Here is a 14,847-nt window from a genome sequence, read left to right on the forward strand (position 1 = left end):
TTCCTTAAACCTATACTGCTAGTTGGTTTCAATCTTAGGCTAGAGCCTAGCTCAGATTATCTAAAGTGGTCAAAGCCACTGAGTTCCCAATCAAGAGGTTGATTGTTGTCGTGCAGCTCGAAGGTACCTTTTGGTCGAATTTGGCCAATGCACGTAAACTTACACCCAGCGTGCGACAACGCACTTTGCAATGAACCGTTGTTCTGCTCAGGCACAGTAAAGCACAATTCGTACTCTTCACCACTGGATAAAGCATACTGCTGTGCGCTTACCTTATCATCTAAAAATTGAACCAATTCTGGAGATATCGGCAGTTGGGACACATCTAAACTGACTCCAACATCAGAACGCTTAAGAATATGTTTGATATCAGAAATCAAGCCATCAGAAATATCAATTGCTGATGACGCTAACCCGACTAATGCTTGCCCAGCCAACACGCGTGGCGTACTGAGATAATGTGCTTTCTCTAACTCTGGGGCAGCTATTCGAGTACGTAATGTGTTATCAAGAACGACATCCAGACCAGCTTTGGCATCACCAAGGTTACCTGTCACATACACCCAGTCACCGACTTTTGCTCCAGAGCGAGTCAAAGCTTTGCCCTCAGGTACAAAGCCTTGCACCGTAAGCGTCAGGCTTAGTGGACCTTTGGTCGTATCGCCCCCAATAAGCTGAATACCAAAGTAATCAGCTAACTCAAAAAACGCATCACAAAAAGGGGCAAGCCATGCTTCATCTGGGTCTGGCATAGTTAACGCAAAGCTTACCCAAGCAGGTGTTGCACCCATTGCAGCTAAATCACTGATGTTTGACGCTAATGCTTTGTGCGCCACCCACGCAGGGTTAGCATCAGAAAGAAAGTGCGTGCCTGCCACCAGCGTATCGGTACTAATAGCAATTTGTACATTCGCAGGTGCTTTCACTAACGCACAATCGTCCCCCGCTGCTAGATGGACGTCTTTGCGCTGGCTTTGGCGTCCAACAAAGTATTTGTCGATAAGATTAAATTCACCAGACATAATTCACTTTCTTTTTGATGTAAAAGCTTTTGATACAAAAAAGGTCAGCATGTGCTGACCTTTTTAATAAAGAAATCGTTATTTCTTACGTACGTGTGGCGCCGCTTTATCTAGCACACCATTCACAAATTTGTGGCTGTCTTCTGCCGCGAATACTTTTGCAAGTTCAATCGCTTCATTGATTACCACTTTGTAAGGAACATCTTCGCGACGAGTCATCTCGTACATAGCAAGGCGAAGAAGAGCAAGTTCCATCATGTCTAGATCCTGCATTGGACGAGACACGTATGGACGGATTTTGCAATCTAGCTCTGAGTGGCTAAGTACAACACCGCTTAGTAGTTCACGGAAGTAAGCTACGTCAGTTTCTGGAGCAGCAAGTGCTGGCTCAGATGCATGAAGTTCTTCTTCATCGTATTTGTCACCAGACAAAAACTGTTCTTCAATCGTGGCAACATTGTCTTTAGTAATTTGCCATGAGTAGATCGCCTGTAGAGCGAATTGACGTGCGTTACGACGTGCGGCTGGTTTCACACTGGCCCCCATTAGGAATCAATTTCAGATAATACGTTAATCATTTCAAGTGCGCTTAGTGCAGCCTCTGCACCTTTATTACCAGCCTTGGTTCCTGCGCGTTCAATCGCTTGATCGATAGTATCAACAGTCAGTACGCCAAACGCTACTGGAAGGCTGTATTCCAGAGAAACTTGTGCAAGACCCTTGTTACATTCACTACAAACATAGTCAAAGTGTGGTGTACCACCACGAATTACTGTACCTAGAGATACGATAGCATCGTACTTACCAGTTTTAGCAACTCGTTGAGCAACTAAAGGCAGTTCTACAGCACCAGGACAACGAACAACAGTGATGTTGTCTTCGCTTACTTGTCCGTGACGCTTTAGTGTATCGATCGCACCAGAAAGTAGGCTTTCGTTAATAAAACTGTTAAAACGAGAAATAACGATAGCAATTTTTGCATTTGGCGCTGGGAAGCCACCCTCGATCACTTTCATAAGCCTTCCTTTAACTCTATTTTTAAGTGAAAATTGTTCATCAAGTGAGAATCGCCGGATTCTATCACAAATTTGTGAGCAATATCTAATGGAAATTAGAGACGAGTCACCAAGCCCTAGCCGTCAGCAGAATAAGCCGAAACTTGGCTAGGGGGAATCGTTCAGTTGTTATTCGCAGATGTATTCAACAACATTCAAGCCAAAGCCACCCAAGGCATGGTACTTTTTGTTGGTTGAAGAAAGCAGACGCATATCGTGCACGCCAAGATCCGCCAAAATCTGAGAACCAACACCTACACGACGTGATGTACCCTGCTTCTTAGCAAGAGTAGGTGCCTCGCCTTTGTCTTGCGATTCAAACATTTTTACACGATGAATAAGCAGATCGGTCGAGTCTTCATGACCAAGTACAACCAGAACACCCCCTTCTTCACCGATTCGCTTCATCGCTTTATCCAGCGTCCAACTTCGTTCTGCGTTACGATCACTGCGAAGCACATCGGTAAATACGTCTTGTAAGTGAACGCGAACTAACGGTGCATTCGCAGTTAAATCACCTTTACACATCGCGTAGTGTACTTGGTTATCAATCGTGTCTTTGTAAGTCACCAAAGTGAACTCACCGAATTCCGTTGGCAGTGCACACTCAGCAACGCGTTCAATCGTTGTTTCCGTGTTGTTGCGGTATTCGATAAGGTCTGCAATGGTACCTAGCTTTAAATCGTGTTTTTCAGCAAACACTTCAAGGTCCGGGCGACGCGCCATCGTGCCATCGTCGTTTAGGATCTCAACAATAACCGATGCAGGCTCTAGACCTGCAAGACGAGCCAAATCACAGCCGGCTTCTGTATGACCAGCGCGAGTTAGAACACCACCGTCTTGTGCTGCTAGAGGGAAGATATGGCCCGGTTGCACTAAGTCCGCCGCTTTGGCACTTGGCGCAACTGCCGCTTGTACAGTGCGAGCACGGTCAGCTGCAGAAATACCAGTGGTAACACCTTCAGCAGCTTCAATAGAAACCGTAAAGTTGGTGGTGTATTGCGCGTTGTTGTCTTGCACCATTGGCGGCAAGCCAAGGCTCTCACAACGAGTTTTTGTCATGGTTAGACAGATTAAGCCACGGCCATGCGTAGCCATAAAGTTGATAGCTTCCGGCGTAATGTGCTCGGCAGCCATGATCAAATCACCTTCATTCTCGCGGTCTTCATCATCCATTAGGATGACCATTTTGCCTGCGCGAATATCATCAATAATCTCTTGAGGCGTGCTGATAGGCATATTCTGTTTCCCGTTATTCAAAAATTTATTATTGCAGCAGCAATGCGTTTAACGTTTCGTTGAGTTACGTCTACTGGCTTTAGTCAGCAAAGCAGTTTGAAGCTAACCTTTATTAAGTCAATTAACCTGATAACGTTCTGTGATTGTGGTCGGTTTCGCTTACGCAAAACCATTTTGCTGCAAGAAGTCCATTGTAATACGTGATTCTTGCGGCTCTTCTTTTTGGCCTTGTAGCAAGCGCTCCATATAGCGAGCTAACACGTCCACTTCTAGGTTCACTTTACGGCCAACTTGGAACTGATCGATGGTTGTCTCTTCACTGGTGTGAGGAACAATCGTTAATTTAAATCCATTCTTACGTAGATCGTTGACGGTCAGACTAATGCCATCCACTGTGATAGAGCCTTTTTCTGCCACGTACTTACAGATTTCCGCTGGCATCTCAACCCAGAACTCAATCGCACGGCCAACTTGATTACGCTCAACAATCACACCGACGCCATCAACATGACCTGAAACGATATGACCGCCAAAACGAGTGGTCGGCAACATGGCTTTTTCTAGGTTCACTTTGTCGCCTACTTGATAAGCAGCAAAACCAGTTTTGTTCAGCGTTTCCAGTGACAAATCAGCACTGTAATAGTTACTACCGAAATCGACGACCGTTAAACATACGCCGTTAGTCGCAATGCTGTCGCCTAACTTAACGTCAGCCATATCCAATTTGCCTACTTCCACCGTCACGGTGATGTCTTCGCCTTTTGGCGTGATTGCAGTTAGTTTGCCAACTGCTTCTACAATTCCTGTAAACATAATGCTTCTTTCTAGCGTTGAATGCGTTTGACGGTTGCGGTGATGCGAATATCCACCCCCACCATTCGAACGTCGGTAATAGTTAAATCGATAACTTGTGCCATCTCGGTTAAACCAAGCGCGCCGATCAAGCCTCGTCCATCGCTCCCCATCAACTTAGGCGCGAGATAAACGATCAGTTCATCTACAAGGTTAGCTTCGATTAATGAACTCGCGAGTGTCGCTCCCGCTTCGACCCACAAGTGATTGATGTGACACTCGCTTGCCACGGCTTTCAATGTCGCAGCTAAGTCAACTTGATCATTTTCGGTCAGTTTAGGGGCGATATCACCATCTTGACTGACAATAATACGCTCACCTTCTGTCTTGAATAGCTTTAAATCATTACGAAGCTGAGATTGGCGATCGAGTATGACTCGTGGAGGCTGACGAACGTCAACCTGAAGGTATTGCGATTGTAGGCTTTTTGGCAAATCATCCCAGCGAACGTTCAATGAGGCATTGTCGTCAATCACTGTTTTGCTGGTAGAGAGAATACCACCGCTCATCGCACGATAGTGTTGGACATCTTGGCGAGCTTTTGGGGAGGTAATCCATTGGCTCTGTCCGTTACTCAACGCACTTTGCCCATCGAGGCTAGCTGCCATTTTCAACTGAACATAAGGCATGCCAGTTTGCATGAATTTGATAAAACCTTTGTTCAGCTCGATCGCATCGCTTTCCAACAAGCCAACGTGAACTTCTACCCCTGCATCACGCAGCATTTGAAAACCACGCCCTGCAACTTTCGGGTTTGGGTCTTCCATTGCGCAGACCACACGTGCAACCTTGGCTTTGATAAGTCCTTCAGCACACGGCGGTGTTCGCCCGTAGTGAGAGCAAGGCTCCAACGTCACATAAGCGGTCGCCCCTTCGGTTTTATCCCCAGCCATGCGCATTGCATGAACTTCGGCATGAGCTTCACCCGCGCGATGATGATGGCCTTCGCCAACAATCTCACCGTCACGGACAATAACGCAACCAACGTTGGGGTTAGGCGCTGTGGTATACATGCCGCGCTTCGCCAATTTCAGCGCACGCGACATCATTTCGAAATCTTGAGAGGTAAATACTGAAGAAGTGTTCTGTTGTTCCATGACTCAATCAGTCTTCTAGACGAGCAATTTCTTCGCCAAATTCACGGATATCTTCAAAGCTGCGGTAAACCGATGCAAAACGGATATAAGCAACTTTATCCAGCTCTTTTAATTGGCCCATAACTAGGTTACCAATCATCTCACTTGGCACTTCACGTTCACCTGTTGCACGCAGCTGCGATTTAATCATGCTGATTGCCAATTCGATAGAATCTGCACTCACTGGGCGTTTTTCTAGTGCGCGTTGAATGCCACCGACCATTTTGTCTTCATCAAACGGTTCACGGTTGCCGTTAGACTTAATCACTTTAGGCATCACCAACTCAGCCGTTTCAAACGTGGTAAAACGTTCGCTACAAGCTAAGCACTGGCGACGACGACGCACTTGATGGCCGTCAGCAACTAAGCGGGAATCAATTACTTTTGTATCGTTCTCAGAACAAAAAGGACAATGCATATCACCTCCAAATAGCGTGCGATTGGGTTCGTCCCAAAAGCAAGACTAGTGTAGCGGAATTGCTATGTTAGAGAAAACAAAAAGGGGCACTACTGCCCCTTTTTCAATCAATATCAAACGGTTTCTGTTAACTGCGTGCTAGGTAGTTTGCTTTACCAACCCATTTGTAGCTGGTGAGCTCTTCCAAACCCATTGGGCCACGTGCATGCAGTTTCTGAGTAGATACCGCCACTTCTGCCCCAAGACCAAACTGAGCACCGTCAGTAAAACGAGTTGAGGCATTCACGTAAACCGCAGCAGAACCAACAGAATTAATGAATAATTCCGAGTTAACCAAACTGTTGGTCATGATCGCATCTGAGTGGCTCGCGTTATGAACACGCATGTGGTCAATCGCCTCTTTTACGTCGGCAACCACTTTTACACCCAGCGTGTAACTTAGCCATTCAGTATCAAAGTCACCTTCCACTGCATCACGAATTTGTGTTGCTTGAGCCATCAGTACTTTTGCCTTTGGCTCTGTCACGAAGGTCACTTTATCGCTCATGCGCTCTACGATCATTGATAGGAATTGCGCCGCAACATCTTCATGTACGAGCAAAGTATCTAGCGAGTTACATGCTGAAGGGCGTTGAACTTTTGAATTCTCAACAACGTTCAACGATTTTTCTAGATCCGCTGACTCATCAACAAAAATATGGCTGATACCAAAACCACCGATGATCACTGGAATGGTGCTGTTCTCTTTACACATCTTGTGTAAGCCAGCGCCGCCACGTGGAATGATCATATCAACGTAATCGTCTAGCTTAAGAAGTTGAGAAACCAACTCACGATCTGGCTTTTCAATATATTGAACGGAAGCCGCCGGCAAGTTAGCTTTCGCTAGAGCCGATTGGATAACCTTTACCAATTCCATATTGGAAAAGAACGTCTCTTTACCACCACGTAGGATGCTTGCATTACCTGTTTTTAGACATAGAGCAGCAATATCGATAGTTACGTTTGGACGCGCTTCGTAAATCACACCAACCACACCCAGTGGTACACGACGACGGGACAGAGACATGCCATTTTCTAGCACTTTGCTGTCGATTTCGCTGCCTACAGGATCGTTTAGGCTGATAACGTTACGAACGTCATTAGCGATACCAGTAAGGCGCTCTTCATTTAATAGAAGACGGTCTAGTAGTGCATCTGTTAGACCCGCTTCGCGACCTAATTCGATGTCTTTTGCGTTTGCAACCAAAATAGTTGCCGCATTCGCTTCTAGCTCATCAGCGATGATCGCTAGTGCTTGGTTTTTTTGTGCGGTTGACGCTGTCGCCAATTCGAAAGCTGCATCTTTGGCAGCTTTACCCATATTCGTTAAATCCACTTTGCTTCCCTCAATATCTATTCTTGGATGACGACAAGATCATCGCGGTGAATCACTTCTGAGCCGTAATCATGACCCAAAATAGAGATGATATCTTTACTGTGTTTACCGGCAATGTTTGCTAGGTCTTCGCTTGAGTAGGCGCTGATACCACGTGCCACCAGCTTGCCTTGTGCGTTGGTCACGCGAGCCACTTCACCACGAGCAAAATCACCACTTACCTTAATCACGCCTTTTGCAAGTAGACTACTGCCCTTACCGACAACCGCGCTAACTGCACCATCATCAATAATGATATCACCGGATGCAGCAGGGCCCGCTAGGATCCAGCGCTTGCGGTTTTCTAGCGCTTCTTCACAAGGAAGGAAACGCGTCCCTTGTGGCTCTGAGCTCAATGAGTCAAAAATAACATTTGGTGCGCTGCCCGCAGCGATGATCACCTCAATGCCTGCACGGCGAGCGATGTCTGCCGCCTGAAGCTTGGTTGCCATGCCGCCAGTACCTAGCGTTGTGCCGCTACCACCCGCAATTTTGCGCAAAGTATCATCAATGGTTTTCACTTCTTTGATCAATTCGGCATTTGGATCTTTACGAGGGTCTGCGGTAAACAAACCTTTTTGGTCTGTTAGCAGCAGTAATTTGTCTGCACCACACAAAATCCCCACCAAAGCAGACAAATTGTCGTTATCGCCCACTTTGATCTCGTTCGTTGCTACCGCGTCATTTTCGTTCACGATAGGAATAATGTCGTTTGCAACCAGAGCATTGATGGTGTCACGCGCGTTAAGAAAACGCTCGCGATCATCCAAATCAGCACGAGTTAGCAACATCTGACCAATTTTGATGCCATAAATGCCAAACAGAGACTCCCATGTTTGAATCAGACGGCTTTGGCCCACTGCAGCAAGCAATTGTTTGCTCGCCATCTCGTTGGGCAATGCGGGGTATCCAAGATGCTCACGGCCTGCTGCAATTGCACCAGACGAAACCATTACGACTGAATGGCCTTGTTTTTTTAGTTCAGCACATTGACGAGCCAGCTCTACCATGTGAGCACGGTTTAACGCCAAAGTGCCGCCTGTCAGCACACTTGTACCCAGTTTCACAACGACGGTTTGTGATTGTGAAATAACTGCATTCTGTTGATTCGTTGTCATGATGTCTTCTGAAATGAAAAACAAATAAAGAGTGGATGTTTTAGCAATCAAATGGGGATTTAACAAGCAGAAAAGGTGCGAAAACGCACCTTTTTGTCTTATAGAGGAAGAAAACAGCCAAATTAGGCGAAATCAAACGATTCTGTGTGATATTCCACTTCCAGTTTGAAATGCTCAGCCAGCGTATCTACTAGCTTCTGATGAAAGGTACTCTGGGTGAGGTAAACCTCTTCAGTCACCTTATTCGGTAATGGCTCTGAGGTCCAATCCCCTTCTTTGTTGTATTTACCAATATGGTATTTTGCAGTAAAGCCACCTTCGATGGACTCCAAGTCCATCCACCATCCCCAAAATTCACGTTTTTCTGGCGACTTTTTGTCGTCTACACAAACAGATAGACAGTCAAAATAGTAGTGGCCTTCTTGTGATTGTGGTTCGCGCAGGTAAGGACCTATCGCCTTTAACTTAGACATCAAGCGAAAGTGAGTCGGCCCTTGAGTCGTCTCTGACATAAGAATCTCCGTTTCCATAGTAAGGATATTTAGCTATCCAAGAATGATTATTATTTTTTATTATCATGAGCTTATTTTTTGCTCACATATATCACTCTTAACTAAATTAGGAGATTTGTCATCTTAATAATTCCTCCTCCAACCACTTTATGGCCAAATCGAGGGATTGCTCATAACCTTTTGTAATTGTTTTGGAACTGATTTTCTTTGCTTGACCATAGTGACTAAACAGCGCTACCAACTGGTTGTCACTGTGTGGGGAAACAGGATCCCCTTCCAAACTCAAAGCCAAAATAGGTACCTTGGTTTTACGACTGCTTAAGAACCCTTGTACTTTCAACGACCACGCCATCATCTGCCCAGCCATGCTATTGATGTCCACGGCGTTCTTACCTAAACGAGACGCCAGTAGATCTAGGTACATCTTCGGCATCTGCTGCAGCTTCTTCGGTGAGGTAAACAAATCATGTACAGGTGCACCGAGCGCCACACACGCTTTGATCTTCTCTTGTTCAACGAATGAAAGACGGATCATAGCATTGCCACCAAAGCGGAAACCAATCAATCCCACTTTGTAATGATCGACCCAAGGCAGTTTGTACAGCTCATTCAATACCGCTTGATGCAAACAACTAGAATCTTCCGTTAATGGCCAATGGGAGCTATGACCCACTGACGGCATGTCGATGGTCAACATTGCGATGTCTTTAGGCGCTAAATGATTGCGGAACAAACGCCACATGTCTGTTTGCAAGCTGTCCAAACCCGCACTCACCATCACAACGGGCAATTGCCTGTCCGTACGTGGCAAGTGTAAATTCGCGATGATCTTGCGCTTTTGATAAGGCACTTCGATCTGTTTGATCGTGTATTGCGTTTTCTCAGAGCCTTCGTTGTAAGCTTTATTGGCCAACACTTGAGCTTGAGTCGCAAGGTTATCGTTCTTCAAATGTGGGTAGCCCGCAATACTGAAACACAGCGAAGCGGAAAACAACTCATCCGCCGCATCTTCACCTTTCAATTCGGTTGAACGGCGTTGGTGTTCCATCCCAAGCTTTATCCACTCAAACGTCCAGTTACCGCCGTGATAACCCATCACTGTATCTAACCACTTATCTTCCGTACGCGAATGTTTCGACGACGCAATTTTAGACAGTGTACTTTCCATCTCGATTGGAGATAAACCCTGCCAAGTCCACTGCAAACGTCTTAAGTGTCGATACCACGCACGATCATCTTGCCCTTCTCGCTCATCAAGAATTGTTTGGCTGGTAGGCATGTATTGAGTAAGTGCAGAGGTTTCTTTCGCCTGCTTGTGCTTAACAAACAAGGTTTCTGAGAGGTTTTTACTGACGTCTTCTGACATAGGAAGAACTCTAAGCTATTGGCAATTGCTGTAATAATAATAAAAAAAATGCCCCTATAAAGGGGCATTTCTCAATATTCTTGGTGCAAACTTATTTTTGCTTACGATTTACTGGCTCAGCAAACTGGATAGACATATCCCAAGGTTGCTCGATCCAAGTGTCTTGAGCGATGTCTACTACGTAATCGTCTAGTAGCTCAACACCTGCAGGCTTAGCACATACTGCGATAAGCTTCGCTTTCGGGTACATTTCACGTAACTTGCGTGCTGTGTCACCGCTATCTACTAGGTCTTCAACGATTAGGAAACCTTCGCCGTCACCTTCTGGTGCTTTAACTACTGTCATATCACGCTGGTGATCGTGGTCGTAGCTAGAGATACAAATAGTATCAACGTGACGAATACCCAGTTCACGCGCTAGGATTGCACCAGGAACTAGGCCACCACGGCTTACCGCCCAAATACCTTTCCATTGCTCAGCTGGCATTTGTTTCTCAGCCAGTTCACGGCAGTAAGACTGCATCGCATCCCAAGTGATAATGAATTTTTTACTCATTGTAATAACCTAATAATTTCAAAATATGCATCCCCTCTGTCTAGCTGATGGCGCTGAAATGGACTCATCCCGCTAAACTTTCCACACCAGAGGAAATGGGGGTTTCAAGCTACGCAAACGATTATTCTACCGAAACACATCGTTAATACCAACGCTGATATCAAAATTCTCTGCCTATTACGCAGAAAAATCGTATTCGGTGAACAATACAAAATGGAGAAGTGGATGAATTACTTTAAAAATTATCCACAAACAAAAAGCCAGTGTGAATCGAGTTCGCACTGGCTTTTTTCAATCGTTGGAATTAACCGACCATGTATTTCACAATGAAGATAGCAGACATCACCCACACACTCATCGATACTTCACGGCCTTTACCACTGAACAGTTTAATAGCAGCGTAAGCGATGAAACCTAGCGTGATACCTTCTGCAATAGAGAACGTCAGAGGCATTACCAAACAAGTAACCACAACTGGCGCAGCTTCTGTTAGGTCACGCCAGTCGATACCAACAAGACCAGAAAGCATTAGGATCGCTACATAGAACAGTGCACCAGATGTTGCGTAAGCTGGAATCATACCTGCTAGTGGCGAGAACAACAGAGCCAGAAGGAACAGTACGCCAACAACCACAGCCGTTAGACCAGTACGGCCACCAGCTGCTACACCAGAAACACTCTCAATGTATGACGTCGTGTTTGATGTACCTAATAGAGCACCTACAGATGTTGCTGTTGAGTCAGCAAGTAGCGCTTTGTTTAGACGTGGAATGTTGCCGTTTTCGTCAGTTAGACCTGCTTTCTGTGAAACGCCAACTAGCGTGCCCGCAGTGTCGAACAAGTCAACGAATAGGAAGGCAAATACGACCGAGATCATGCCAACTTCGAACAGACCAGAGAAGTCTAGCTGCATGAAGGTTGGTGCGATGCTTGGTGGTGTCGACATGATGCCGCCCCATTGAACGTCACCAAAGATAAGACCAAGAATTGTCACACCCAAAATGGCGATCATAACCGCACCTTTCACACCACGGTGAACCAGCGCGATAGTCATAAAGAAGCCGATAGCCGCAAGTACAGATGGTAGCGAAGTGATGTTACCCATTGAAACTAGCGTTGCTGGGTTATCTACTACGATGCCGGCATTTTTCAGTGCGATGAACGCAAGGAACAGACCGATACCTGCAGAGATACCTGTACGAAGAGAAAGTGGAATTGAGTTAATGATCCACTCACGGATCTTGAACACACTCAACACAATAAATAGTAGACCCGACACAAATACTGCTGCTAGCGCGACTTGCCACGTATAACCCATACCCAACACAACAGAGTAGGTAAAGAACGCGTTTAGGCCCATACCTGGAGCCTGAGCGATTGGGTAGTTTGCTACTAAGCCCATGATGAAACAGCCAATAGCCGCAGCAAGACACGTCGCAACGAACACAGCACCACGATCCATACCAGTATCTGCAAGGATTGCTGGGTTTACGAAGATAATGTAAGCCATGGTTAAGAAGGTAGTAACACCTGCGATGATCTCAGTGCGCACATTGGTGCCATTTTCACTAAGTTTGAATAGCCTTTCGAGCATGATCGAATCCTGTAAAGGGTAAAAAGTAAACGGTTGCGTAATCGATTGGCTCGAATTATAAAGTTATCAAATAACAAATTCCAGATAGAATTTTCACTCTAATGCGATTTTTTTCTTTGGATATGAAACCGATTCGCTAGCGTTTCAAACGCGATTAAAATTTAAAGCTTAATAAACAATAACTAACAATTAAGGCATTCAAGCAAGACAACGAGTGCAAACTGAACAATGTATTAAACTTTCAAACAGAAACATGGAGTTTTGAGCGTAAAACACTCACGAATTTGGTTAGCAAATGAAATAAGTTGGGGAAGCAAACCTAGAATAGGTGCTTAGCGGTGAGAAATCAGTCAACGTTCAGGATCGAGAGATAAAAAAACGCCACTCAATTTGAGTGGCGGTGAATCATGTCAGCACTATGCACTGAAAAAAAATTCCAATTTATAGGGGTGAACAAATTTGTTCGAGTCACATGCGTTGGCTTCAATTAGTAACCAAAGCTTGTTGGGTATACAAAGTTACCGGTGTAAACAGATTTGCTGTTCCAGAACATTGCACTTGGTAAACCTTTCATAAATATCACCTTCTAAATCAATTAATACTGTTAATTTGGTTGATTTCTCGGTTCCTTGGAGGCGACAAACGGACTCATCCTTTGAGCATTTCATTCTTCTCTCAGAAGCTGGTTACAAATATACCACCAAGAAATTTAATTACAAGCATTTTAGTGACAGAAATCACAAAACATTGATAAATTGATCTTCATCAAGAATTAACTGTAATTAAATTACACTTTAGTAAATTAAAAAATAACCAATCTTATAATTGATACTAATTGAGTTGCATTCGTGTATTTCTGTGTGTCCATAAACTGTGACAGTTCAAGGGCAAATCCTTTTATCCACATCTACTAGTAGCGCCCTTCTGGTGGTATGCTGAAAACAATTCAAAGCCGAAACCGGATTAGCATTTACTGCTAAACACTTATTAAATTTACGGTTTATATTTGGCAAAGCACATCAAAAGGAGTCCTCCGTGTCTGAATTCCATTCTGAAATCAGTACCTTATCACCTGCTCCACTTTGGCAGTTTTTCGATAAGATTTGTTCAATCCCTCACCCTTCTAAACATGAAGAGACACTAGCTCAGTACATTGTGACTTGGGCAACAGAGCAGGGATTTGACGTACGCCGCGATCCAACTGGCAACGTTTTTATCAAAAAGCCAGCAACACCGGGTATGGAAAACAAGAAAGGCGTGGTTCTTCAAGCGCACATCGACATGGTGCCGCAAAAGAACGAAGATACTGATCACGACTTCACTAAAGATCCTATCCAACCATACATCGATGGTGAGTGGGTAACAGCGAAAGGCACAACACTAGGCGCTGACAACGGCATTGGTATGGCTTCTTGTCTTGCAGTTCTCGCTTCTACTGAAATCAAACACGGCCCAATTGAAGTTCTGCTAACGATTGATGAAGAAGCAGGCATGACTGGCGCATTTGGCCTTGAAGAAGGTTGGTTAGAAGGCGACATCCTTCTAAACACGGATTCAGAGCAAGAAGGCGAAGTCTACATGGGCTGTGCTGGCGGTATCGACGGCGCAATGACATTCGACATCACTCGCGATGCCATTCCAGCAGGCTTTGTTACTCGTCAGCTAACACTAAAAGGCCTTAAAGGTGGTCACTCTGGCTGTGACATCCACACAGGTCGTGGCAACGCAAACAAACTGATTGGTCGTTTCCTTGCTGGTCACGCACAAGAGTTGGATCTTCGTCTTGTTGAGTTCCGTGGTGGTAGCCTACGTAACGCTATCCCTCGTGAAGCCTTCATTACCGTTGCTCTACCAGCAGAAAATCAAGATAAACTAGCAGAACTGTTCAACTTCTACACTGAGTTACTAAAAACTGAGCTTGGCAAGATTGAAACAGATATCGTCACTTTTAACGAAGAAGTTGTAACAGATGCACAAGTGTTTGCCGTTGCAGACCAACAACGCTTCATCGCTGCATTGAATGCTTGTCCAAACGGCGTAATGCGCATGAGTGATGAAGTTGAAGGCGTGGTTGAAACGTCTCTTAACGTTGGCGTTATCACAACAGAAGAGAACAAAGTCACCGTACTTTGTCTAATTCGTTCGCTGATCGATTCAGGTCGTAGCCAAGTTGAAGGCATGCTTCAATCAGTAGCAGAGCTAGCTGGCGCGCAAATCGCGTTCTCTGGCGCTTACCCAGGTTGGAAACCAGATGCAGACTCAGAAATCATGGCAATTTTCCGTGATATGTACGAAGGCATCTACGGTCACAAACCGAACATTATGGTTATCCACGCAGGTCTTGAGTGTGGTCTATTTAAAGAACCTTACCCGACTATGGACATGGTTTCTTTCGGCCCAACCATCAAATTCCCTCACTCTCCAGATGAGAAAGTGAAGATTGATACCGTTCAATTGTTCTGGGATCAAATGGTTGCACTTCTAGAAGCTATTCCAGAAAAAGCGTAATCTTAACCAGATACGAAAAAGGGTGCCGAGGCACCCTTTTTTATGGTTCATCGC

14 protein-coding genes are annotated in these 14,847 nt (G+C 45.2%); 1 reads left to right on the forward strand and 13 read right to left on the reverse strand.

Annotated features, from left to right (window positions below; translation table 11 throughout):
* Positions 1-56 precede the first annotated feature (56 nt).
* From thiL to BCT11_RS10635, 13 genes are all read right to left on the reverse strand, one after another.
* Entirely contained in the window at positions 57-1,022 is a 966-nt protein-coding gene (thiL, locus tag BCT11_RS10575) for a thiamine-phosphate kinase (RefSeq protein ID WP_102388294.1), read from the reverse strand.
* A gap of 78 nt (positions 1,023-1,100) precedes the next feature.
* Positions 1,101-1,568 carry a transcription antitermination factor NusB gene (gene nusB, locus BCT11_RS10580; RefSeq protein ID WP_038865428.1) on the reverse strand — a complete coding sequence of 156 codons (468 nt, stop codon included), beginning with the start codon at positions 1,566-1,568 and terminating at the stop codon, positions 1,101-1,103.
* On the reverse strand, positions 1,568-2,038 hold the full coding sequence (ribE, locus tag BCT11_RS10585) for a 6,7-dimethyl-8-ribityllumazine synthase (protein ID WP_005440184.1): 471 nt from the start codon (positions 2,036-2,038) through the stop codon (positions 1,568-1,570). Before ribE ends, nusB begins: the two co-directional genes overlap by 1 nt.
* Before the next feature lie 168 nt (positions 2,039-2,206).
* The gene (ribBA, locus tag BCT11_RS10590) at positions 2,207-3,316 is read right to left on the reverse strand and encodes a bifunctional 3,4-dihydroxy-2-butanone-4-phosphate synthase/GTP cyclohydrolase II (protein ID WP_038865430.1); all 1,110 of its coding nucleotides are present in this window, start codon (positions 3,314-3,316) and stop codon (positions 2,207-2,209) included.
* Between the two features lie 159 nt (positions 3,317-3,475).
* Entirely contained in the window at positions 3,476-4,129 is a 654-nt protein-coding gene (locus BCT11_RS10595; RefSeq protein WP_038875569.1) for a riboflavin synthase, read from the reverse strand.
* Between the two features lie 11 nt (positions 4,130-4,140).
* Entirely contained in the window at positions 4,141-5,265 is a 1,125-nt protein-coding gene (gene ribD / locus BCT11_RS10600; protein ID WP_054756711.1) for a bifunctional diaminohydroxyphosphoribosylaminopyrimidine deaminase/5-amino-6-(5-phosphoribosylamino)uracil reductase RibD, read from the reverse strand.
* A 7-nt stretch (positions 5,266-5,272) separates the two neighbouring features.
* On the reverse strand, positions 5,273-5,722 hold the full coding sequence (nrdR, locus tag BCT11_RS10605; protein ID WP_038865435.1) for a transcriptional regulator NrdR: 450 nt from the start codon (positions 5,720-5,722) through the stop codon (positions 5,273-5,275).
* Between the two features lie 127 nt (positions 5,723-5,849).
* Entirely contained in the window at positions 5,850-7,100 is a 1,251-nt protein-coding gene (locus BCT11_RS10610; RefSeq protein WP_054756707.1) for a glutamate-5-semialdehyde dehydrogenase, read from the reverse strand.
* Positions 7,101-7,117: 17 nt separating this feature from the next.
* On the reverse strand, positions 7,118-8,257 hold the full coding sequence (gene proB / locus BCT11_RS10615) for a glutamate 5-kinase (protein WP_061036064.1): 1,140 nt from the start codon (positions 8,255-8,257) through the stop codon (positions 7,118-7,120).
* Positions 8,258-8,379: 122 nt separating this feature from the next.
* Positions 8,380-8,769, reverse strand: coding sequence for a sigma factor-binding protein Crl (crl, locus tag BCT11_RS10620; RefSeq protein WP_038865441.1), 390 nt, complete (start codon positions 8,767-8,769; stop codon positions 8,380-8,382).
* 118 nt (positions 8,770-8,887) lie between these two features.
* Positions 8,888-10,135 carry an esterase FrsA gene (gene frsA, locus BCT11_RS10625; protein WP_102388295.1) on the reverse strand — a complete coding sequence of 416 codons (1,248 nt, stop codon included), beginning with the start codon at positions 10,133-10,135 and terminating at the stop codon, positions 8,888-8,890.
* Positions 10,136-10,226: 91 nt separating this feature from the next.
* The gene (tet(34), locus tag BCT11_RS10630) at positions 10,227-10,691 is read right to left on the reverse strand and encodes an oxytetracycline resistance phosphoribosyltransferase domain-containing protein Tet(34) (protein WP_005440202.1); all 465 of its coding nucleotides are present in this window, start codon (positions 10,689-10,691) and stop codon (positions 10,227-10,229) included.
* A 304-nt stretch (positions 10,692-10,995) separates the two neighbouring features.
* Entirely contained in the window at positions 10,996-12,285 is a 1,290-nt protein-coding gene (locus tag BCT11_RS10635) for an NCS2 family permease (protein WP_038865443.1), read from the reverse strand.
* A 1,035-nt stretch (positions 12,286-13,320) separates the two neighbouring features.
* Here BCT11_RS10635 and BCT11_RS10640 point away from each other — a divergent pair.
* On the forward strand, positions 13,321-14,793 hold the full coding sequence (locus BCT11_RS10640) for an aminoacyl-histidine dipeptidase (RefSeq protein WP_102388296.1): 1,473 nt from the start codon (positions 13,321-13,323) through the stop codon (positions 14,791-14,793).
* Positions 14,794-14,847: the final 54 nt, after the last annotated feature.

It is taken from the genome of Vibrio sp. 10N.222.52.B12, from assembly GCF_002875385.1.
In the GTDB taxonomy this organism is placed as follows: domain Bacteria; phylum Pseudomonadota; class Gammaproteobacteria; order Enterobacterales; family Vibrionaceae; genus Vibrio; species Vibrio jasicida.

What these genes read in the sequence shown, in the direction of transcription:
- thiL (WP_102388294.1), bottom strand. Translation starts at nt 1,022, where the DNA reads ATGTCTGGTGAATTTAATCTTATCGACAAATACTTTGTTGGACGCCAA.
- nusB (WP_038865428.1), bottom strand. Translation starts at nt 1,568, where the DNA reads ATGGGGGCCAGTGTGAAACCAGCCGCACGTCGTAACGCACGTCAATTC.
- ribE (WP_005440184.1), bottom strand. Translation starts at nt 2,038, where the DNA reads ATGAAAGTGATCGAGGGTGGCTTCCCAGCGCCAAATGCAAAAATTGCT.
- ribBA (WP_038865430.1), bottom strand. Translation starts at nt 3,316, where the DNA reads ATGCCTATCAGCACGCCTCAAGAGATTATTGATGATATTCGCGCAGGC.
- BCT11_RS10595 (WP_038875569.1), bottom strand. Translation starts at nt 4,129, where the DNA reads ATGTTTACAGGAATTGTAGAAGCAGTTGGCAAACTAACTGCAATCACG.
- ribD (WP_054756711.1), bottom strand. Translation starts at nt 5,265, where the DNA reads ATGGAACAACAGAACACTTCTTCAGTATTTACCTCTCAAGATTTCGAA.
- nrdR (WP_038865435.1), bottom strand. Translation starts at nt 5,722, where the DNA reads ATGCATTGTCCTTTTTGTTCTGAGAACGATACAAAAGTAATTGATTCC.
- proB (WP_061036064.1), bottom strand. Translation starts at nt 8,257, where the DNA reads ATGACAACGAATCAACAGAATGCAGTTATTTCACAATCACAAACCGTC.
- crl (WP_038865441.1), bottom strand. Translation starts at nt 8,769, where the DNA reads ATGTCAGAGACGACTCAAGGGCCGACTCACTTTCGCTTGATGTCTAAG.
- frsA (WP_102388295.1), bottom strand. Translation starts at nt 10,135, where the DNA reads ATGTCAGAAGACGTCAGTAAAAACCTCTCAGAAACCTTGTTTGTTAAG.
- BCT11_RS10635 (WP_038865443.1), bottom strand. Translation starts at nt 12,285, where the DNA reads ATGCTCGAAAGGCTATTCAAACTTAGTGAAAATGGCACCAATGTGCGC.